This window comes from Paenibacillus sp. FSL R7-0302 (genome assembly GCF_038006885.1).
GTDB lineage: Bacteria > Bacillota > Bacilli > Paenibacillales > Paenibacillaceae > Paenibacillus_AQ.
Genome location: NZ_JBBOWB010000003.1, coordinates 1 through 20,780, shown reverse-complemented (window position 1 = coordinate 20,780; position 20,780 = coordinate 1). Strand labels below are relative to the sequence as shown.

The 20,780-nt window shown below is 39.0% G+C and carries 35 protein-coding genes; all 35 read right to left on the bottom strand.

The window, feature by feature from the left end; translation table 11 throughout:
- Positions 1-51 precede the first annotated feature (51 nt).
- Positions 52-312 carry a helix-turn-helix domain-containing protein gene (locus MKY96_RS32605; RefSeq protein WP_340946891.1) on the bottom strand — a complete coding sequence of 87 codons (261 nt, stop codon included), beginning with the start codon at positions 310-312 and terminating at the stop codon, positions 52-54.
- 99 nt (positions 313-411) lie between these two features.
- Positions 412-1,410, bottom strand: a complete 999-nt coding sequence (locus MKY96_RS32600) for a phage lytic cycle repressor MrpR family protein (protein ID WP_340946889.1) — start codon at positions 1,408-1,410, stop codon at positions 412-414.
- Between the two features lie 3 nt (positions 1,411-1,413).
- On the bottom strand, positions 1,414-2,250 hold the full coding sequence (locus MKY96_RS32595; protein ID WP_340946888.1) for a hypothetical protein: 837 nt from the start codon (positions 2,248-2,250) through the stop codon (positions 1,414-1,416).
- A 1,019-nt stretch (positions 2,251-3,269) separates the two neighbouring features.
- Positions 3,270-3,596: a hypothetical protein gene (locus tag MKY96_RS32590; RefSeq protein WP_340946886.1), complete on the bottom strand. Its 327-nt coding sequence runs from the start codon at positions 3,594-3,596 to the stop codon at positions 3,270-3,272.
- Positions 3,589-4,221: a hypothetical protein gene (locus MKY96_RS32585; RefSeq protein ID WP_340946885.1), complete on the bottom strand. Its 633-nt coding sequence runs from the start codon at positions 4,219-4,221 to the stop codon at positions 3,589-3,591. Before MKY96_RS32585 ends, MKY96_RS32590 begins: the two co-directional genes overlap by 8 nt.
- The gene (locus MKY96_RS32580; protein WP_340946883.1) at positions 4,218-4,625 is read right to left on the bottom strand and encodes a DUF4262 domain-containing protein; all 408 of its coding nucleotides are present in this window, start codon (positions 4,623-4,625) and stop codon (positions 4,218-4,220) included. Before MKY96_RS32580 ends, MKY96_RS32585 begins: the two co-directional genes overlap by 4 nt.
- 25 nt (positions 4,626-4,650) lie before the next feature.
- The gene (locus MKY96_RS32575; protein WP_340946882.1) at positions 4,651-5,052 is read right to left on the bottom strand and encodes a hypothetical protein; all 402 of its coding nucleotides are present in this window, start codon (positions 5,050-5,052) and stop codon (positions 4,651-4,653) included.
- Between the two features lie 117 nt (positions 5,053-5,169).
- Positions 5,170-5,523 (bottom strand): DUF3846 domain-containing protein, encoded by a 354-nt coding sequence (locus tag MKY96_RS32570; protein ID WP_340946881.1) that lies wholly within the window; start codon positions 5,521-5,523, stop codon positions 5,170-5,172.
- A gap of 74 nt (positions 5,524-5,597) precedes the next feature.
- On the bottom strand, positions 5,598-5,741 hold the full coding sequence (locus tag MKY96_RS32565) for a hypothetical protein (RefSeq protein ID WP_340946880.1): 144 nt from the start codon (positions 5,739-5,741) through the stop codon (positions 5,598-5,600).
- Positions 5,742-5,760: 19 nt separating this feature from the next.
- A complete protein-coding gene (locus tag MKY96_RS32560; RefSeq protein WP_340946877.1) occupies positions 5,761-6,441 on the bottom strand; it encodes a DUF2786 domain-containing protein in 681 nt (226 codons plus the stop codon).
- A 106-nt stretch (positions 6,442-6,547) separates the two neighbouring features.
- Positions 6,548-8,188 carry a GmrSD restriction endonuclease domain-containing protein gene (locus tag MKY96_RS32555; protein ID WP_340946874.1) on the bottom strand — a complete coding sequence of 547 codons (1,641 nt, stop codon included), beginning with the start codon at positions 8,186-8,188 and terminating at the stop codon, positions 6,548-6,550.
- 243 nt (positions 8,189-8,431) lie between these two features.
- The gene (locus MKY96_RS32550; RefSeq protein ID WP_340946872.1) at positions 8,432-8,653 is read right to left on the bottom strand and encodes a hypothetical protein; all 222 of its coding nucleotides are present in this window, start codon (positions 8,651-8,653) and stop codon (positions 8,432-8,434) included.
- A 63-nt stretch (positions 8,654-8,716) separates the two neighbouring features.
- Entirely contained in the window at positions 8,717-9,079 is a 363-nt protein-coding gene (locus tag MKY96_RS32545) for a hypothetical protein (protein ID WP_340946868.1), read from the bottom strand.
- A 15-nt stretch (positions 9,080-9,094) separates the two neighbouring features.
- Positions 9,095-9,280, bottom strand: coding sequence for a hypothetical protein (locus MKY96_RS32540; protein ID WP_340946866.1), 186 nt, complete (start codon positions 9,278-9,280; stop codon positions 9,095-9,097).
- 290 nt (positions 9,281-9,570) lie between these two features.
- On the bottom strand, positions 9,571-10,017 hold the full coding sequence (locus MKY96_RS32535) for a hypothetical protein (RefSeq protein WP_340946865.1): 447 nt from the start codon (positions 10,015-10,017) through the stop codon (positions 9,571-9,573).
- A gap of 34 nt (positions 10,018-10,051) precedes the next feature.
- Entirely contained in the window at positions 10,052-10,264 is a 213-nt protein-coding gene (locus MKY96_RS32530; protein WP_340946864.1) for a hypothetical protein, read from the bottom strand.
- A 54-nt stretch (positions 10,265-10,318) separates the two neighbouring features.
- Positions 10,319-10,549 (bottom strand): hypothetical protein, encoded by a 231-nt coding sequence (locus tag MKY96_RS32525; protein ID WP_340946863.1) that lies wholly within the window; start codon positions 10,547-10,549, stop codon positions 10,319-10,321.
- Between the two features lie 41 nt (positions 10,550-10,590).
- Entirely contained in the window at positions 10,591-10,815 is a 225-nt protein-coding gene (locus MKY96_RS32520; protein WP_340946861.1) for a hypothetical protein, read from the bottom strand.
- An 878-nt stretch (positions 10,816-11,693) separates the two neighbouring features.
- A complete protein-coding gene (locus MKY96_RS32515; protein ID WP_340946859.1) occupies positions 11,694-11,855 on the bottom strand; it encodes a hypothetical protein in 162 nt (53 codons plus the stop codon).
- Positions 11,856-11,885: 30 nt separating this feature from the next.
- The gene (locus tag MKY96_RS32510) at positions 11,886-12,563 is read right to left on the bottom strand and encodes a hypothetical protein (RefSeq protein ID WP_340946857.1); all 678 of its coding nucleotides are present in this window, start codon (positions 12,561-12,563) and stop codon (positions 11,886-11,888) included.
- A gap of 140 nt (positions 12,564-12,703) precedes the next feature.
- Positions 12,704-12,925 carry a hypothetical protein gene (locus tag MKY96_RS32505; protein ID WP_340946855.1) on the bottom strand — a complete coding sequence of 74 codons (222 nt, stop codon included), beginning with the start codon at positions 12,923-12,925 and terminating at the stop codon, positions 12,704-12,706.
- A gap of 15 nt (positions 12,926-12,940) precedes the next feature.
- Entirely contained in the window at positions 12,941-13,573 is a 633-nt protein-coding gene (locus MKY96_RS32500; protein WP_340946853.1) for a hypothetical protein, read from the bottom strand.
- Positions 13,574-13,592: 19 nt separating this feature from the next.
- Entirely contained in the window at positions 13,593-14,243 is a 651-nt protein-coding gene (locus tag MKY96_RS32495; protein ID WP_340946852.1) for a hypothetical protein, read from the bottom strand.
- 1 nt (position 14,244) lies between these two features.
- On the bottom strand, positions 14,245-15,522 hold the full coding sequence (locus MKY96_RS32490) for a hypothetical protein (RefSeq protein ID WP_340946850.1): 1,278 nt from the start codon (positions 15,520-15,522) through the stop codon (positions 14,245-14,247).
- A 141-nt stretch (positions 15,523-15,663) separates the two neighbouring features.
- Positions 15,664-15,969, bottom strand: a complete 306-nt coding sequence (locus tag MKY96_RS32485; RefSeq protein ID WP_340946849.1) for a hypothetical protein — start codon at positions 15,967-15,969, stop codon at positions 15,664-15,666.
- 416 nt (positions 15,970-16,385) lie between these two features.
- Positions 16,386-16,781, bottom strand: coding sequence for a hypothetical protein (locus MKY96_RS32480; protein ID WP_340946848.1), 396 nt, complete (start codon positions 16,779-16,781; stop codon positions 16,386-16,388).
- 78 nt (positions 16,782-16,859) lie between these two features.
- Positions 16,860-17,081: a hypothetical protein gene (locus MKY96_RS32475; RefSeq protein ID WP_340946847.1), complete on the bottom strand. Its 222-nt coding sequence runs from the start codon at positions 17,079-17,081 to the stop codon at positions 16,860-16,862.
- Positions 17,082-17,180: 99 nt separating this feature from the next.
- Positions 17,181-17,447, bottom strand: a complete 267-nt coding sequence (locus MKY96_RS32470) for a hypothetical protein (protein ID WP_340946846.1) — start codon at positions 17,445-17,447, stop codon at positions 17,181-17,183.
- A gap of 109 nt (positions 17,448-17,556) precedes the next feature.
- Positions 17,557-18,021, bottom strand: a complete 465-nt coding sequence (locus MKY96_RS32465) for a hypothetical protein (RefSeq protein ID WP_340946845.1) — start codon at positions 18,019-18,021, stop codon at positions 17,557-17,559.
- A 17-nt stretch (positions 18,022-18,038) separates the two neighbouring features.
- Positions 18,039-18,470 (bottom strand): hypothetical protein, encoded by a 432-nt coding sequence (locus tag MKY96_RS32460; protein ID WP_340946843.1) that lies wholly within the window; start codon positions 18,468-18,470, stop codon positions 18,039-18,041.
- A gap of 84 nt (positions 18,471-18,554) precedes the next feature.
- On the bottom strand, positions 18,555-18,875 hold the full coding sequence (locus MKY96_RS32455; RefSeq protein ID WP_340946842.1) for a hypothetical protein: 321 nt from the start codon (positions 18,873-18,875) through the stop codon (positions 18,555-18,557).
- A gap of 91 nt (positions 18,876-18,966) precedes the next feature.
- The gene (locus MKY96_RS32450; protein WP_340946841.1) at positions 18,967-19,461 is read right to left on the bottom strand and encodes a hypothetical protein; all 495 of its coding nucleotides are present in this window, start codon (positions 19,459-19,461) and stop codon (positions 18,967-18,969) included.
- Between the two features lie 88 nt (positions 19,462-19,549).
- Entirely contained in the window at positions 19,550-19,687 is a 138-nt protein-coding gene (locus tag MKY96_RS32445; RefSeq protein WP_340946840.1) for a hypothetical protein, read from the bottom strand.
- A gap of 172 nt (positions 19,688-19,859) precedes the next feature.
- A complete protein-coding gene (locus tag MKY96_RS32440) occupies positions 19,860-20,306 on the bottom strand; it encodes a hypothetical protein (protein ID WP_340946839.1) in 447 nt (148 codons plus the stop codon).
- 38 nt (positions 20,307-20,344) lie between these two features.
- Positions 20,345-20,780 (bottom strand): hypothetical protein (locus tag MKY96_RS32435; RefSeq protein WP_340946838.1); only part of this gene is annotated, 436 nt, incomplete at its 5' end.

Below are 20,780 nucleotides of genomic sequence, written 5' to 3'. Positions count from 1 at the left end.
CGCTTGATAAATACAAAAAATACCAATGGCTATAATGATATTAAAAAATCATTAGCACTTTTTCTCTTCAAGTTGGAAGAGTTCGTCTATTCTCAGATTAAATAGATCGCAGAGAACAAATGCATACGTCAATCTCCAGTTCGTGGAATTTTTCATTAGTTTTGCGAATTGTTTATAACCAATGTCGATTTGATATCGTTGCTGAAGTTCGTCATGTAAATCATTAATCTTCCAGTTTTTCTGATTCAAGTGCTTCTCAACAACATCAAGCTTAATATAAGCTTCTTGTTTATTCTCAACTTTCCTACTCATGATGCCATCCCCTCTTACTACCAATTTAACATATGGACGCATTAAAAGCATCTGCGCCCTGAAGGGAATCGCTAAAACACTTTTAATGCGTCCATATGATTACTTGCCGTATAGTTCGTTGATTATTTCCTCATTGCAATACTCTTTAATTGAATAAGGATTCTTTATGTTAAACTTCTTAGCTAAGATATCGAATTCTGCCTTTTCTAGTGTCGCATCACTTCCATGATCTTTTCTTTTTTTCTCCAGCAATAAATACCCCCAATATATCACGCCTGATCTAAGAATGTTTTTTGTGGTCAAGTATGGAGCGCCTAATGTACTGCTCAAATTTGTCAATCTTCTATATATAACTGAAAGATGGACTTCATTATCATCCTTATCATCTTTGGTCTGCGAACTTCTTAATACATAAGGAGTGTCAAGAAGATTGGATTTTTCTCCATTTGTAACATCAACCATATACCCATTCTTTTTTATATATGTGGTTTCTTCAGATGCTTCTTCCAATAACTTAATAGAATTATCTGATAATTTGACAGTTCTCTGTGAACCATTAAGGTCTGTTACTTCCAATGTTTTTGAAACTGCGTTCCAAGAATTCTTGAGAATACTTCGAAGTTCATAGCACTCCTTACCGCTAACACCATCAAACAGCAGGCTAAGTATTACCGCATCTTGCGCATTTTCGCAAAAGTTTTCTAAGTTTCGTAACTCACTATAACTAAAATATAACTTCTTAGTTTTGTCTACAAATTTATCGAACCATGAATTATCTACTGTTTTTAATGGGTTTATTGGGTTTTTTCTGTATTTTTTTTCAATAGTCCAATTTATGTAGGCGCTAATGATTCGTCCATTGGACTGTGATGATGATCTAGTCAAAGGGTTTAAGCTAAACAAAACGTCTTCAATTTCTAATTTAGTGAAATCATACAAATCCCTATTTTTAGCTACTTCAGCTTCATAAGTGTGATCAAGAATTCTTATATATGTCTTTCTCGTATCGGAGCTGTAACCCATCAAGAACTCTTCTTTGATGCTCTTGTTAAACAAGTTATACTCTCGTTTTTGTGAAGGTTTATTTTTTACCATCATCTTTTAGTTTACACTCCCTCTAATTTTAATTTGGTTGAAGTAGTTTATAATATCTTCCATAGTATAGTTTTTGATTTCAACTTCAACTTTAAACTTATTGTCAGGATATTCTTCCATTACATAAGCTAGTGCGTTTATTTCGTGGAGTCCATTTATGATATCTATTTTGGAGTTGTATATGCGAAGTGCATGATTCTTGGAGTCGTATTCTATTTCTTTTCCAAACTCATTACTGCCTTTCAAAACATTTAAAACAACCTTGCTAATTTTTAATTCATTGTTTAAAATTCCTTCTGCGATTTTCCTTACTTCCCGAAGATTTATATCAATGGTCTTCACAAAATTCCCTTCAATATTCTTTATGAATTTGTATTGTTTATTAATTTTATAATTATATTCTAGGATATTTGAGTTGTAAAGTTGAACCACTTGACTAATGGGGATGTTTGCCACAAAGCTATCAATACCACTTTTTCTAGCCTTCTTAATTATTATAGGCAAGTTAGAATTTTCGGTATGTATGTCTTCTAGATTGTTGAAACGCAATGCTGAATCAATTTCTTCTTTCTCGAAAATCTCATAAGGGCTTAAAGAGTTAAACCGCCAAGCTAAATCATCACTGTTTTGCAAGTAGTTGTTTATTGCAAGAGATAGTAGAATAAAAACTCTTTTGTCCAATTCTTCGATCTTTAAAAGGCCCATTATAATTTTTTGAGTTTCACCTTTTGAAATTCCATGCTTTAAAAGATACGATTTCAGTTCTTCCAAAAAATTCCTGTTATGTTTATTCTCATTGATGTAATCTTTAACCTTTTCAGCGAATCCAAGCTTCGCATCCATTAGTTTTCAACATCCCCTTCATAATTCATATTACATGTATTGCCCGACTGATCTGAATTGATACATTTCCGATTCTCTAAAACCAAATTTTGGAATAAACATAAAGAGGTCGCTTTCGCATGTTAGAATATGTATTTATTATATCTTACACTTATCATATAGTCAATAAGATTCGTTGCATATAGTCAATAAGATTCTAACGATTTTATCTGCATTTTCTTTGGGTTTTAGGACTTTCTAAGCTATGCTTTCAGGCAATCAAAAACATGCTGGCCTTCCGATTCAAAATGAAAATCCTCTTGATAGTTTCGACAACTCTATCTCACTTTCCTTCATTTTTATCAAACTAATCTTATTCGTGCTTAGTCCATTCGAAACAAATGCCAGTGAAAAAATTCATTTTCGGCATAAAAAAAAGGGTTTTTAGGAAATTTGATGATGCCATTCACTAAAATCGCAGATGATTTCTGAGGTGTAAAATATAATAATCCCCTACTCAATATATTAACCGAAAAAAATAGTAGTCAAACGGTGATCGACTACTATAATAGCAACATTCATTTTATTTGTCACGTATACAGAGTCATTTGTTCAGTTTTTGTTCAGAGTTGCCAAAATTCAACTAAGATACATCTTTTCATTTAGCATTACCCTCTCCATTTGCACGTTTCTGATCGAAGAATCTCTACTGTATTTCCATTGTTCATAGTATTCTTTCGTCATGTACAAGGTTACTTCGAATTTTTCACTCATTTTAAACATTACTTTGAAGCCTTCGACAAGTTCTGACGACATGATTCGTTCACTTCCTTTTGCGTTGTATATTTTACGCTCATATCATTTCTGCAATAGCACTCTTCTGAAAACCGCTCCAAAAACATCTCCAAACTAGCTCCAAAACAGCTCAGAAATCTGCTAAGAATTTAATCGTGCAGGAATTCCTTTAACCGTTCAGCGAAGTTTCGACAATTTACGACACAATAAATGCATCCTGCACGGGCAAATGCGCAACTCACTGCTCATCCTTTAACATTCATGTCAAAGAAATAAACTCCGTCTTGAACTTTGCTGAACACATACTCTTTAGTAGAAGATTTTTCCATATAAAGAGTTTGAGTGGGATGTCCGCAATACGTCCCTCCACAATCGCAGCTTCGAACCTCCCAGAAGGCATTTTGATAAGGTCTAAACCTGCACCAAGGGATAGTTACACACGAAGCCATAGAGCTGCCTACGAAGACTCTAAAGGTCACAAAAGGGAATAACCCTTCGGTGATCTCTTCGCACATTTCAGCAAGCGTAGACCTTCCTTCCTTGAATTTTTCAAACAGTATTACATTACTCATAAGTCACCTTCCCATAATCATGGATGCCATCCATACCTTTAAAATAGATCAATAGGAAGTCTCTTACTTCGTCCAGGTCAATAAGATCAATACTCACACATTCGACTTCTTTGCTTCGATCATTAGTCACAGCAATCTTATATGTTCCATCAGTCATAATCACATCCGCAGAGTGATTCATTCCATATACACGCATTGAGCCATCAGGGATCAACAGCTTGTCCAGCATGAATTGAAAATTCTCCTGATCGTCCTGATCCATTCGAACCCACATAATGTCCATAGAATCAGGCATCGAATAACGATTTATGCCAAGCTGCATTGCTCTACCATACAACTGTTCAAGAGTCTTTATCTCATTTCCTTTAGGCGGCAAGGAAGGGATTTTAAAAACCCTCCCATATATTAGATAGTTTGAACTATCAATCAGACTTGCTACAATTGGGTTTCTGCTAACATTAAACGACTTACTCTTATAGTATGTCAACCCCATTTCATCGGTTAAAAATTCCCCGTTAATTTCATCCAAATCCATATCGCCAATCATACCTTTAACCTTTTCTAGCAACGCCTTCCCAAGCTCTTTGTCAGTAACTTCAACCTGAACAATTCCTTCAACCTTCAATGCAATCTCTCCTTCGCAAAATCATCAAATGGAAAATCGTTCATCTGAATCTTAAAAAACTCTTCGCACTCAGGATCATCAGGATGCCGCCCAAGGCGATCAGGTATCATTAAGCGAAGTACCTCTCTGCCACACTCGACAAATCTCTTGAAGCCCATAGGAAAGCCTATAATGCCGTCATACAACACTCCTTCTTCATAGACTTTCCCCTGTTTAATACTTTCGATTAATGAAATAATTACAGCATGAGTTTGCTTTGGTTCGATTGGAAGAATAACTTGAAAATCCAGATGACCAAAACTTTCCTTTACGCCATTTGTATTATAGTTTGCATGAATGCCGTCATATTGACTTGATGGAACAACATTGGCATGCCATCCCATTTCGGCTGTAGCTGTAGCCATCTTCATTATTCTTTTTCTCTGCTCCCTATTCATTCGCAACCTTCCATTCTCCATTTAAATACTGAATAGTTATCTCTGTGCCTTCAATAAATAAATTAGCAATATCAGAAGAACAGTTTAAGACTCTCAAATCTTCTTCCCAATTATCACCTAAATAATTTTGAAGTTCGTTAATCCCCCCTATAAGGCCAAATGGATTAATTCCAATCTCTGGTTCATTCGCATTCATAACATCACAAATTTCGGAAGCAAATTGATTTTTATCATAATCTTGCTTCAAGAAAATTTCCACTTCACCCAGGGACAATTCTTTCTGTTCGTCATTCCTTTCAATCACTATGACTTGCGTAGCAATGTGCAGTGTGACGATATCCCACAACTCTTTTCCATATTTCGCAGTTAAGTCGTGAGTATTAATCGGCTTCAAATTCAAATCAATCCCCTCATTTCTCTTGTTAAAGAATCCCATTTACCTAATCATAAAGCAAAATGAAACCTTTAGAAAGAGGAACGTTTCCGTTCCCCTCAGCCTGTCCTATTTAGGTTATAACATCCTTCTGCCGCTTTCGTTTCTACTTTCCCCGTCCAGTACTTTCATGACTGCTTTAGCTTCGAATTCCGGCAATCCTGCAAGTTCACAGTTGCCGCCATCCAGCATAACCAGGATGTTCCCAGCGATAAAGTCATTTCGACCATAGTTGATATTGGGAAGGCAGTTCTCGTCGAACTTCCCTTCTTCATTAATGATAAACAGGTAGCCTTCCATCGGATAAGAAGGCACAATTTCTATGTAGCCGCCTACGTATTTTTGCAAATTTTCTAGCGTGTGTTCGAATTCAATGTACTCTGCCTTTTGCTGTGGTCTTTTAAGTACAGCTTTAATCATTTCACCACTCATTTGATCACCCTTATTCATTATATTTTGTTCTTAATGAATATTCTATCACTTGAAAAGTCTACTGTCAATAGAATTTAGCTTGTGAAAAGGAACAAAATCAATATCAAAAGGACGATATAAGCGCCCATAGCTATATTGGAAAAGAGTATATTGTTTCGTGCATCTACCTCTTCAATAACGTACTTTTTGTCTTCTTCTTCCCATTCATGTTCACTCATGGTGTTCGCTCCTTTAGGGCTACTGGATTCGTTTGGCATCGTAGTTCAAGTTTTTTCCATCCCTATATCCAGCAAGCGTAGCGACTGGATCGTTCATGCTGCCAATGTTAAACTTCCCACCTTTCGTCAAATCCAGTTTTTCATAGACTTGTTCCACCAAGGCATCCTTCACAAGCACTAGATGAAATTCATTTTCTGTAACCTGTGCCTTAAACTTATCATCCAAGCCCTTGATAAAACCTAATGTGTAGTCGTTCTTGATTTTGATTCGTTTCGATCTATCCTTAATATCTCTTTCCTCAAGATGTTGCGCCCCCAGGTATTCAACAGCCTTACAAGCGAATTCGTATACATCACAAGCTATTTCGGTATCTTCTTTTATCCCAAGAAAGATCAGGCGTTTCTTGCCATTCCATTTCTGGTGATATGTATAACACCGGAAATTCGGAGCAATGACCATGGCAAGCCTATGCTCGTAAAATTTGAGCCTTCCATAATTGGTTATAGGTTTTTCATAAGCTTCCTTCTTTTTGACGAAGTTGTGAGCATCTTCTGAAGCATCAAGCATTTTAAGTTCTTCTTCCGATACTCCATGCCGTAGCATCATCTTCTGCGCCAGTAGGAGCGCTTCTGTCCGCTCTGCTTCTGTTGCTCCACCGTCTGCCGATTTCATCATTAGACTGCGAATCTTTTCTCTCATGTTCCCTGTTCTAGCCATCTGCAAATTCCCCTTTTTTCTCATGTCATTAGACTCAGGAGTAATGAAGTGTGCATACATCTACGGATATATGCACACTTCTTCGACCTTATCCGACTATTTCACCGTCACCAGTAATAATATTTCCATCTTGATCAAATTCGTACTGACCTGGGTCTTTAATTACCAAGTCTTTGCCTTCATGTTTATCAGGAGTATTTTCCGCTACTTTAATCGCATCCTGAATATTTGCGTCATATTCTTCCTTCAGAAGTTTAAGGCGCATATCCTTCTTATTCTTTCTGGCAACAGCAGAAGAACAATACGATGAATACTCACTTCCCTTGTATCTAGTCATAAAGAACGAGTATGCCCAAAGCCCAAAGGCTTTTGCTGGAATGCCAGTTTCTAATGCTTCAATCGCTCTCATGAACAGCATAGGCACATGAGTCTTCTTCAGTGACTTATTTCTGAATTTATCATCGAACTGTGCGAACGCTTGACCCATGTATTCAGAAACGGCAAAGAATTTCTTTTCCACTTCTTCTGGAATGCCAGTCACCTTAAGTGCAACTACAAATTCTTCTACTTCCGGTGTGGAAATCCCTGTTTCACGTCCCATCATGATAAGCAAAGTTTGAAGAATCATTTCCTGATCAACAAAGCGATTACGCTGTCCTACGCTTATTGCAGAGTATTTTCCGAAAAGAACTGTATCGTGCGCCTTTTCTACAAAGGCCATAGTTCTTTCGCCTGCTTTCGCTCTGGTCAACTCAATCTTTGTTAGTGGCGTTCCACCATTCAAGCGAAGGAATAATTCTTCGACCTGATCTGGAGTGATATTTTTAATTTCGACAATAGCCATATCGTACCCAAGGAAATCTTGTTGCAGGTTAATAGGTAATTGATTGAAAAATTTACCTTCAATTTCAACATACTCAATCGTTCCGTCTTCGTTTTCCACCAATACAGGCGGCGTTCCTTTATCAATTGCAAGCTTATTATCATAGAATTCAAAAATAGCACCACTCACACGTTGCTTTCCGTCAATCATCCACAAAAGATCATCGTGCGTATCATGCATATAAATAATAGGAATCGGATAGTTATCTAGGATAGAATGGACTAGCAAAGACTTTTGCGTGTCAGACCAAACATTATTACGTTGAATTGCGTGGTCAAATCTGATCTTTCTCCGTTCCTTTATAAGCTGAAAAATTGATCTATCGGCCCGAGAACGCTTGATTTTACCCTTGACTACGTATCTCGCATCCTCTTCTTCTTCGGTAGGAAGCGTGGCTGTGAGGGCAACTCCTGGTCCTTCTTCTGAAGCTGCTGGTGGAGCTGCATTCTCCTGTACGTTTTCTTCTCCAGCAGGAGTAGCATCCTCCTGACCTTCCGGCGCATCTTTTTCCATGGTTGCAGCAACCTCATTAGGCACTTCAGCCTTCTTAGCGGTATCTTCGACTGGCTGTACGGCCTTCTTAGCGTCTTCTACGGCCTTAGCTGCATCTTTAGCAGCCTTAGCAGCCTTAGCATCTTCAGCCTTCTTAGCGTCTTCTACGGCCTTGTCGTTGGCTTTTTTGTCCGCTGCTTCCTTAGCGGCCTTGGCGTTCGCTTCTTTGTCGGCCTTGTCCTTCCATTCCTTTGCCGCCTTTGCATCTTCTGCTGCTTTTGCCGCTTTTGCTTCTTCAGCCTTGCTTTTGCTAGAGGTCGGTGCTGCTGGCGGTTTTGGTTTATTTGTTGCCATAATAATTCCTTCTTCCTACTGTGGTTTTTGACTTCAATTTATTTTGCGGTCGTCGTTAATATGTCTGATAATTCTACCATATCACTTAAGCACTGGTCAACGAACTACCTTACAGATTCGACGTTTTTTATTACCTTCATCAACTAAATTCATTTTATCACACGCTTATTTCTACTGTCAAGCGACTTTTGAGTAAAAAAGACTGTAGCTACGCCTTTTATCGACTTGCGTTCAAGGCCGTTTCTACAGGCTCACAGCCATTGCTTCCTCATGGTTAGCAACGGTGAAAGTATGTACTTCATTAAAAGCATATCTCATGTAATCAGCAGCAGCACTCAATTTGTGGCTTTCTAACGGAATCCATTTACCTTTATCGTCTCTGATAAATTTCAGTCCACTCTTTGAGTGCCTTGCTATATAGTATACGCCTTTAACAAAGCCTTGCATATCCTTCTGACATTCCATGATGTACATTCTTACCATTGCGTATACACCTTTCACTTTCCAATTACTGTCTTGATTTTAGCACTACATATATCTGACCACATAATTACCTCTTGAATTGCAGGTTGAGATTACAAAGTAGTCGAAACCACTCTTCTCCATAACCTCTCTATCGCTCCTGTATTCCAGGAAGTCAGGATACTCTTTTATCACCGAAGAGTCTGACGACAATGCCTTGATAGCTGCCTGAATGTCTCTCAGATCGTTCATAGCGTTTGCCATAAGGTGCAAGTTATCTTGCTTACGATGCTCGATGTATTCAAGGTCTTCAGGAGTTGGACGCACTTTTTTTGTGTATCCATTTTCTTCATAGTCACGTTCGCATGAAGCAATGTACTTGATCAGTGCGGCTGCTTCATTTTGAAGAATTCTAGTTGCTGCATTCATTTAGATCACCATCCTTTACTTGCAAAAGTTCATCCAGAACAACAGCTCTCTGATTTTGGAGAACTGTTCTACTATAACTCCACCTTCATCATAGTTATCAATCTTTTCTCTTAGTTCGCTATCCATAATATCTATCAGAGAAACCACTTCATTGACTACTTCGGAAAGAGATTGAATATCCTTATCGTTTTGTGCGCTCATTCATATCGCCACCTTACTTAAAAGCTTTCTTTTATATTAGTGGTTGCAAGTCACGAAAGATTATGGCCTATTCCCTTCTCTCTGCTCCCATTCGCTTTCCAATTCGCTGCGCTTGACGACTTTTTGGACACTCCTGCCAATTTGAAGCATGACTTCTCCCCATTGCTCATATTCGTCAATGATTTCGGCTATGGAGCCATCTTTCTTATTTATGAAGTACATTTTTCGCTTAACCACCTTTAGATGAAACTGCGATTTTATGTTACGATGATCAGTTTCGATATGCCAGATTATAGCGATTGGAAATCTTTCAACAATTGAGTGAAGGTGAATGCTTGGATGTATCGAAACTCCCTCACGAATTGCCAAGCTTCAGCTTCTTTCTTTTCAACCGCAGGTGTTGCTATCGTTTGCCCAGAAGAATCGAATTGTGCGCTTGGCAAAAGGTGGTGTCCACATGCTACATGACCAAGTTCATGCAAAAATTTCAATACTATTGATTCTTCAGGTGTTTTGGCATTCCCAAACTCTGGTTTTGAGTAATTCATCCAAAATTCTGATTTTTCATTTACGTATATTGTATTTTCACCATGATCAACATAACTTCTTGCTATTCTTTGATCGTTAACAAGTTGAACAGATACAATATTAAATTTTGAAGCCAAGTCAGACCATGAACGGGGAGCTGGTTTTTTGTTAGACATTTTCAACAATTGTCTCATTTGTTCAGGAGTCAATTAATATCACCTCTTAGCATTTTTTATAAGCATCTTACTTCAAGACGTACTTCCGAAATTGCTTCTTTTCCTCTTCGGTAGGCTCACCATTCAAGTCCCAATTATCACTATCCAGGATACTTTCAATGAACTTCTTTTGTAATTGAGTAGGAATCGAAGCAAATGCTTCCTTGATCATCATGTCGTAGTCTGCTTGGTCAACCCTTCCCCAAAGATCATAGAGTATTTTTCCACCTTTTTCACTCATAGTGGCGCAGCTCCTTGTTTGATGATGTTCAGCTTTCGTACTGGCAGATAAAATTCAAACTTTTGACCATTCTGCCTTATATCCAAGCTTCTGCGATACAGCAGCTTTTGCTCCCCTCAGCGTCTTAGTGTATCCACGATCAGTCGTCTTTGTCGGAATCTCCGCACGAAACCCCATATAGCCCCTGCGTCCACTGTACACGCTGTATTGATACATAGCAGCTATTTCTGAATAGTTAATGCTTGCGAAATGTCCATCTTGAGCATTCTTCAATTCGATTTTCATAGTTACCTCCTCTTATTACACAATAACACTCGCACTGCGTATTAAACTTTAACTATTTGCTTACGATTGAAGGTATCCGTATCACCATCAGGAAAACGCACTTCATACAGTACTGGAAATCCATTTGATGCAGGAATTACAGCGATAACAGTCCCTTTTGCTTTATTATGTGGGCTTCTTTTTGCTGTAACTTCAACTGTGTCATGCCACTCAATTCTCCGTTTCTCTGCCCGCACCAATTTATCGTAATCTAAAATGAAGTTCATTCCCTTACCCTCCTACTGTCCAGTTTGCGTCTACTGACAATTACATTTACGCTATTCAGTGACGGACAAATCTAGTCGTTCGCTGTACAAACTGTAGAAACAAGCTTTCACCGTCTCAGCTCTAGCCTGTTCAAGCGTAGCGCCTTCCAGATCGCCTTGCTGCACATATCTTTTAGCACATTTTTCATATGTGTCTACAAGAGTTTGGAGCTTCTTCCGTGCAGCTTCCTTTTCCGTTATGCATCATCATTCATTTTTTTGATCGCTAACGGTACAACGCCATGCTAGTCCTAGCGCTTATATAGTCCTTCAGATTGAAAGGAGGATTTTTCATCATCATTCAGATAATGCTTAAATCCTCCTTTATAGTATACACAGATATTCCCTGCATTCGTTATGCTATAAGCAACGGGGATCAGTGTTTTTTTAATTTCATGATACTCTTTCCCCTGCAACCGCTTCACAAAATCACTCCTTTAAATGAAGTATGCGCTTCAAATTTCCGTAATGAGCTTATTCATCATTTCGGCAGCGCATTGATTTGATATAGCTTCTGCTGGAATTTCGCCTTTGCACATAGACTCCCAGCCATCTATAGATAAAGGAATAATTCCAAAACAAATGCACATATTACAGTAATATTCATATGCATTCTGGCTTCTATTGGACAACATTTCCACCTGCCAATGCAATTTTATTTCTGATCTCCCGATGTGATTCAAAGACATAAATTGACTCTACATCTTTGAAATCAATACGTGTCACGCACCAGTCTTGTCCACGAATACGCTGGGTCTGTTCTAATGGTACAATGTCAATTATGCTATTTACGTTAACATTGATTGCCTGGAAGTCCTTTGTCAGTGTGACTTCGATCATTAAACCTGCACCGCCAGCCGATTTCCGACCACAAGAAAATCTGCCATGAGTGAATCAACATGATATTCCCTGCCTTCAACAAAATCATTGAACGATTTAATCATGCGAACACGAACGGTGTTGGCGACTTTCTTTTTTTGAATGTAGCGTTGTTTATGCATCTGCAAATACCTCCCTCATTTTCTATTATGCTAAAGCAGGCAAGTCAGTGAACGTGCAGTGTACCGAATTTTGTTTTGAATTTCCACCAATTCTTCACGCTTGCTTTCGACAAAGCTTTCAACTTCATTCAATCTATCCTCAATTGCAGCAAGCTTCTTAGCCGACTTGGTTTTCATTGCTTCGAACTTCAGAGGATAGATTTCTGCGTTGGCTTGAGCAGATATGTAATCCATCTTATTTAGTAGCGCCATTTCTTTTTTACAAAGCTTGCGCAGTTCAGTCTTATACATTCCCATAACTTTATCACGCATGCCTTCCGGCATAGGGTAATTCGATACAGTATGCTTAATGACAGTGACAATCTTAGTATATTCCAAATTGATATGCATGCCAACAGCAAAGCCATTTCCTGCATAAACCCCGTAGATATGCGTTCTGCTGCCTGTTTCGTCCACTGATTCACAGATATACATAGCCTTCTCTAAGAGACGTTTGAAGTATTGCGTGGCCTTGTGCTTATCCTTCAAACCAAAACGTTCTTCGGCCTTTTGGTAAGCGTGAGTGGACATAGCAATTTTATTAATATCCAGCTTAGGTTGCTGCTGCTTATCCCTCATTGCTTGCTCAAACTTTTCTGCCATAAGTAAAAATTTCGAATCCTCTTCAGTGTATCTGAACTCTTCTACTGCCGCCGCAGTGTTTGACATTATATATCAGCCTTTCGTTCTCTGGTTGAGTTTATTTGTTATATATTACGCTTGATAATCTTAGTTTAGTCGATATATTATTGCATGTCAATAGCGGTTAATGAAGGTTCGAATACTGCTGCTGTCCGGCTGAAGGCTTATTATTCACCTATCCAGGTGAATCTTGATGTTATAATACCGGGATCATATTCTTCATGCTGCTCCATCGAACGTATCGTCCACTTATAGCCCCACTTTTGCCACTTCCTCCCGACTTCCCATGCTTTCATTTCTCTTCCGAATGAGCCGATTAATTGAACAGGTGTATCTACACCTTCCTTTTTCTCTTTAACAAAAAGAAGGTGATTCTTCCGCTTTGCCACTGTTATTGCGCCCCCTTAAAGTTTATATGTCTTTGGTGACTTCTCTTTGGTCTTATCACCCTTGGTGTACGACTCAATCCAGACTTTCTTCCCTGATTTATACACCCTTTCATGACCTCTGACTTCAAACGGTTCCGTTGCAGGCGTATAAGGTCTTTTCTCAGTTCTCACTTCAGTAGGAACCTTCACGTCATATATCGCTCTGCCGATCTTAACAATCTTGGACTTACTTTTGCTTCCACCCTTTCCCTTTTTCGTCTTAGATGTTCGTACAGTTCGTTTTGTTACATGCCGTTCGTAATGGGCCATGTAAGCCATTAATGAAGCATGGATTGTTACAGCGTCCATTCTATGGCTCTCTGTTTCCTCTTTCGGGAATTCTGTCACCATCTTAATGACTCTATATCCTTCCTCTACAAGATCGACAACGAAGCTCATTACATTGGTGTCTCCAAACCAAATTTTGTATTCAATAATCTTATCCATTTGTTTGAAGTAAATACGGACCTGTTGGAATTCAATTATCCCTTCCTTTAAGGTAGGCTTAAACTCTCTTACTAAATCCCTATTAAGATCACGCCAGCGCAGCAAAGAGTTAACCTCTTCGCTGCGCTGGATAATGATCTTGTCGATCTTGTCTAGCTGCATCTGTTAAATACTCCTTTCGCTATTTCTTTTTTTCAGCCAGCATAATAATTTCATCTATTCTTTCCTTCGCCTTATTCCACTCTTGAGCGAAAAGATGTTCTTCAAGCTTTGACCGCAGACGATAGAACTCGTCATTGGTTGCTTTGTTGTAGTTAGCCGAACCTAGTTTCATGGAGTCGGCAGAAGAAATATCAAACTTCACCCCCACAACTTGGGCTAGTACAGCTATTCGCTTTAAAACATTAACTGACTTTGCGCTTCCTGCATTGCTATACATTTTATATTCCCAGCGCAAATGTTCATTTTTTCTATCAAAAAATGTTACAACTTTCTCTGTAAAGATTTCCTTTGGAACTTTTTCTAAGATCGAAATTTTAGCGACATAGAATGCAATCGGCAAGTTCACTGAACTGATTAGCTTTGGACTTTGTGCAATAATATCTTCTACATAATCAATGGTAGCTTCAAGGATTTCATTGCTTTCTTGCATAACATCAAACTTGAGAACATTATCCCTTACCAGCCCAGCCTTGTTGAATGGATCTTCATGAAGCACGATGCACTTCAAGGCGATTTCACTCGCCTTGGATTCTTTATATCCTCCTAAAATATTTCCGCTATTAAATATTTTGAGCGCCAATTTTTCTCTTGCGACTTTCATTGACTCCATACTATTCACCTTCCACTTCTATTATTGTGGCCTTGCATCTTGTGAGCACTGTTTGCTTGACACCGTTATATTCATTGTGATCTTTAATTGAACCTTTTACATTATAACTTACGTCTTCGCTCAGGCTTTTTGATCCATTTGTGCAGTTCCACACAAAACGATTTCCTGTTGATTCATCCACCATAAGGTGTATGTAGGTGTAGCCGAAGGCCCCTTCGCTCTGGATCACCTTTAAGCACCTTACTGTTATATCAGCTTTCTCACCAATGATACCGTAGTAATTGCTCTCCGGCAATTGAGTTTGTCGCTCTTTCTTCTGCCTTGCATTAGTTGCATTGAAATGCGCCCCGAACAGGCTTGCAGCTATCGCAGCGTGTCGGTAGTCAACAGCATAAGCAGAGCAGATCGTCTTCAGGTTGTGCATGTATTCTGACAATTCTTCGTTGTCACTGGTCACAGCTTCAAGCCAGCTATAGGCTTCTTGTTTAAGCTGTTTCGCTTCCTCTGACACTTCTTCAACCAAGTTGCCCCTAGCTTCGGAATACTTGTCAGGCTGCATTGCGTCAAGCGCTCTATCGCTAGTCGCCTGCACTGTGCGCCCTGTGTTTTCGTACAACTCGATACACTTTCGTTTGCTCATAAATCCGTGGCGCAGTACAAGCTCTGCTGCCGTCTCTAAGAACTCTTCTGTTATCATGTATCTCTTACCTGCTCCAGAAGCGCCCACTGGCTCACAGTCTTCAGCAATGCTCATTGCATCCATTAGATAGCCAAAATAACGTGCGTACTGCTCTGGACTTTTATGACCAAGAAAATCCTTAAGGCAGCTTTTTCCGATTTGGTGAATCGTTCCGTCCTCATGCTGCACTAGATATGTGTGATTTCTCATGCGCTTTGAATTACAGTGTTCACAGTTAGGAGCTGCTGTTCTAAATTGTTCAGGCACAATCCCACTTTCAATTGCTCTGATTACGTTGCCTTCATCTGATAAGTGATCAATGGTAGCAATGAAGCGAAATCCGTTAAGCTTAGGACTTTCTCCGATGATTTTGACATGCTTGTACTTGATAATGTTAACTTGTCTCTTATCCTTAACTCTTTCCGACTTTTCTGATTCGCCTACGATCTCCAATTCGATGTCGGGAAAACCCAGCTTTGCCGCCTTGTTATTCAGAATATTGATTTTGGCCTGTAAAAGCCGCATATTCTCTTCCGGCACTACATAGAATTCTCTCTTTTCTTCGTCATATTGCATTTCTACCTGCTGTGTTGCATCCATTTGCAATCAACCTTTCTGTAATTAAATTCAACTGCCAATCACATGCACGAAGGAATAATTCCTTCGTGCATGCTCAAGCGTTAAATTCAAAATGTCATAATCGTACTGTTAAGTATATTATATATTACGCTTCGAAAAACCTCAAGAATCTTTGAAGTCTTCAGGGTGCAGGAAATAGGCATTTCCCTCGTAGAGATCGTTTAACCTATCCTTTCGACCCATTGTTTGATCATAGGTTGCTATTAAAGTGAGATATCTGTCGTTTTCTTTTGCTATTCGGCGCTCAAGTCGAACAATTTCTGCATTTACGGCAACTAATACATTTACACTTAACTCTTCAGCAGCTTGTCTATGACTGATTAGGTCAAACATTTCATCCTTCAAGCCTTCAATTTCTTCAATCTTTTTCATTAACTTCTTGAAGGCGATTTCCTTAGCACTTCCCAACTCCGAACAACTCCGTTCGTTATATTTTGTGCTGTTATAGAGTTTGTATCGTATTGTTCAATGAATGCTACTGCCTTTAAATAATGATCCTTTAGGATATCCAGGTTAATCTTATACGCCGATAAGTTTCTATTATCATTTTTCGGCATTGTGGCAAACCAATTATAAGCTTCGCTGTTCTTTAGGTTATTCCCAAAGAAGTGCAAAAAAATGATTCTGTTACTGTCTAGGAGGGCATTAAGTCTTTTAGCATACACCTCATTCCAAGTTTTAATGATTTCGGCTGCAACGCTCCGATAGTGCATTTTCGTGCTGGTCTTAAAAATCATCTGCAATCATCCTTTATATTAGTATATTTTAAAGCCAATTCTAGCAGCGAACTAATGAGCAGTTCGCTACTAGTCAGGGATTAAAATCTATACTTTCTTAGGATTCAGTTTCGTAAACAGCCCTGCTACTGTTTCTGAAGACACACTATGTAAATCCATTTCAATCTTCATAAAGTCACTTTGTTCCTGTTCGCTCAACATTTCGAAAGGCTTAAGGTTGCTGTTATGCGATCCTATTTCACCCTTCACGTAACGCTGAATTGCGTGAATAATTTCTCTACCGAAAACAATTGTTCCACCTGTGACGATTATACGCAAAACACCATCGACATTTTGATCTAACAAATCAAGTATGAAATTGCATTGCTCAACTTCGTTCCAGGCTTCATTGTTTACCTGGATTGGGTCGATAGTCGTATCAAGCTTAATGAGGTCGGCAATTTTAACGGATTGTTTCGGTGTTTCCATATTCATATTCATCATCCTTTAATAGTTATTGGTCTGCCATTCCTGCACCCTATCGCTGTTATACGATAGAGTGCAGAGTATGGCAGACCAATATTATTCTACTATCCACATTTTCGACTTACCCTTAGCTGCAACGTGCCTGATCAACTCCCACTTTTCTGCTGCTGTAAGCTTTTTATTAGCTTCGATCACTTCACTTGGAACTGTCGCATAAAATTCGCTGATCTCCTGCAATCTGTCAATCAACGTTTCAGAGTTGGTCAGGTCAACGTTCTCCATTAGGTAATCTAACACTACTTTTGATGGTTTACTCATTAAAAAACATCCCCTTTTGTTAGTATACATCCCTACGCAGCCGCAAACTATGACCGCTGGAAGAATGTTCATAGTTGACTGTTATATAGTCATGGTCATTCAGGCTTCCGTTATTACATCTATCCATTTAGCTGTACCTGCTTCACTGATTGACACAACATCAGTTTTTTGGATTGTAACGTGGATTTCTCCGGTATCACCGACACCGTTGGCATATCCCTTGAATTCCGTTTTTGTTTCTTCAACCTGGGTCAAGAACACCTTATCCCCATTCCACACACGAACTCTATACTTCTCTACGATCTGGTCAAAGTGTAGCTTTACATTGTTACCAGAGCCAAAGAACAAGCAAACGCTCCTATCCATGTTATTACTCCTTCCCTTAAATGAAACTCATATTTTATGTTACCAGAATTTAATATACTATATAGCACCTATAACGCTTTTATCCTGGTTGCTAAATATTCCGATATTCCTACTCAATACCACATACCTTATAGATATCTTTGCTAAATAGTTTCATAATTGCGCTTGTATCATCTTCAAGCTTTAGTGAGCATTCAGCACATATATACTTGCCTGTACTGTTCTCTATTTCCTTTGCACTCATTTCCCTATAATGTCCGCACTCATTGATACATGGAATCCTTCCCTTAGTCTTCTTCCAGAGCTTCATACTCATAGCTCTATCTATCTTTCTCTGCCGCTCAACCAACCTATGTTGGTCAAGCACTTTTTTGCTTACATCCTTAACGAATTTCACCCTAACTTTTTCATCTGTTATTAGCTTATCTAAGTAAGCGGTAATAGATTCTTCAATGAAGGAACCCATTCCTAAATTATACATCTCAGAATCATAAAGCTTGTCTTCAAGATTTTTTTCAACATCATTTCTTAGTTTATAAGCAATGTTATCAATCTTATCTCTTAGCTGCTGCACTGTTACAACCCCTTTCCCTAAAGGTCGCTATCCTTAATTCTATTTAGCGCATTGCGAATGTCAATGATACTGATTTCTGCACCTGATTCATGTGCCAGCATCATTTCGCAAATCTGATCAATGACAGGATTTTGATCAAGTTCGATACTGGCGAACTCTCTCAGACAATTAAGCAATTCGCTTGTCTTACGGCTGTTATATTCAAATTCTTCAGGGTGCGCCTTCTTGTATTCCTCTACGATCAAGTCACATTCCCCTCTGTGAAGATAACGGCCTACTGCACTGTTCTCAATCTCTTCCTGAATGCGGTTCATGTGGTTTCGTGCATCACCTGCCCTTTCTACTGCATCATTGTTAAGTGCATGGCTGAACTGTGCAGCATGGCGTAAAAAACTTTTAGCAAGCCTGTAAATATTTTTTGTGATTTCAAACGGGAAACTATTTCCCACCCTATACCATTTCCTTTCTTTTTAGTTGGTGAATCAAGCCTGCCGTCTAACGCTGATCTGTTAGACGGCAGAAGGATAAACCAACTATTCAATTACAGAATTCACAATTTCGACTTCTTCGTCGCTCTGTTCGTCGCCTGCATAAGTAATTGTAATTTTCCGACCAATGTATTTCTTTCTTAGCTGCTTCAAAGTTTCTCCCTTTGCAGGCTGAACGTCTATAACCCAGCGCCCGCCGTTTTGATCCTTTTCGGTATAGACATAGTAACATTTCCCAATATCGCTATAGGTGATTTTCTGCACCTTTAATGTAACTTTCTGAAGGTCTTGGGCGTTGACGCTGTTATTGGCTAAGAACAAGCTTACTGTAATTGTCGCAGCCATAAGGATTTTTTTTATTTTCATATTAATTACCCCTATTCATTGTTTATTTAGGCTTAAAGAGCCATTTCTGCATAACAGGTCAACAACATCCTGTTATGCAGTGTATGAGCCTTTAAATCCCCTTTGCTTGCTTATTAATGATCGTGGCTCTATGCCTGTCCCAAATAAATTCTTTTAAATATCCCTGGTCTTGAAGCACCCATGTCGGTACACCTTCTAGGTCGCTGTCAATGGTCAATACCTCTGTTCCTGTTACATCGAACACTGTAACCGTTGATTCTGCTTGATCATATTTGACCTGGAACAACTTGCAAACTTCCTGCACACGCATGAACTCTATCCACTCTGAATGTCTGTAGATATGCGATACCATACCGCCGCCTATATCTTCAATGTATCGCCCAACATGTCCAGTAGCCGACACAAGTCGTGCCGCTGTTTCCTTAGCATCCTTAAGCCGCTGATTGCTGCATGGCAGAATCATTTTTCTACCATCTTCAAGTGTGTAGTTCAGAGGAATATTAAAATAATTGCTCCCAGGACTCTTGTAATATTTCTCTTCTGTAATTTCGATTTTGATAACCTTAAATACTTTCTTGTCTGTCATTTGCTATCATTCCTTTTCTGTAGGTTGGTAAAGCATTAATGCACCCTAAGCGGTGGTGTTACGGTGCATTGTATGTCGAACCAACCTGTTAAGCCTTTGCCTGCAACTCTAGGTATACTGCTACATACTCCGCACCATTCCATACCTGCAAATCTTCCCTGCTTGCGCTGTCGCTGCTGCGCTTGGCTTCAAATAAAGCATGTTCATGGTTCTTTGCGCCTATCATGATCCAGCCACCATAAATGGACTTACAACGGTAACTGGTCAGCCCTGGGCCTGCACATGGTCTGTTAAAAAAGTCCTGCACAATTGATCATCCCTCTGCTATATAATCTTTGGGCTGTTATAGCTGAACCCAACCTAGCAAGGCAATTTCTTACCCTGCTAACGCCTTGCACCTAATGGCTGTTTATAGTCGTGCAAGCGACTTCGTGCAGCATTTCTACATTCACAAATGCGGATTCGTTTAGTGCTTCCAGGTATTCGAATGGATCGCCGTTGTCATGAATTCGTTCGTACACACTTAACGTCAAATCTTCTCCTAAATGCCTGTCAACTTTGATATCATGCGTCCACCCATCATATAGGCACATGTATCTGTGATAATTCTTGCACGACATTCTGAATTGAATGTCAGTAAGATAAGGAAAGTTATGGGCCAGTAATTGCAATGTCTCTACTTCTGTCAGTTCGGACACTATGCCGTCACTTAATCGCTTAACCTGAATTTCTTTACATACTTCACATACCAACGTCAATGAGCTAAGTGCATAGGTATTAGCTGTTGTCTCTATAATTGTATGATTCTCTCCACATTGACATTTCCACTTGATTGCGCTTTTCATATGCTACCACTCCTGTATTGTTTTATTTTATGGTTTAATCATTCAGTTTCTTGCTTTTTGCTCCAGCTCCCTTTATCACCATTAAATTCAATCAGATATAGATTGGGTTCATAGTCTGGATAAAAGGACTTAATAAACAGATAGCCTAAATGATGTTCAGGGTTTCCGTCTTTTTGAAAAAAACAATCATTCACATTTCTGTTTACACCATCTGGACTATAAGCACATCTAAAGTAGTTATAGACTGAATGTTCCCACTCTTCTGTGAAATCTCCCGGAAATCTTTCAAGCAGCATTTTAGCTCTATTCTTTATATCTTCTGGTATAGAGTCATTTATTAACGCACTGCTAAGGGATTCGGAAGAAATCTCTTTATTATTTCTGCTTAGTTCTCGCACACTGTAATTATGCTCTGCGTGTCCTGGAGGGTTTAAAAACCCAGCCGCACCACTGTTAACAATCACAAATTTAGTT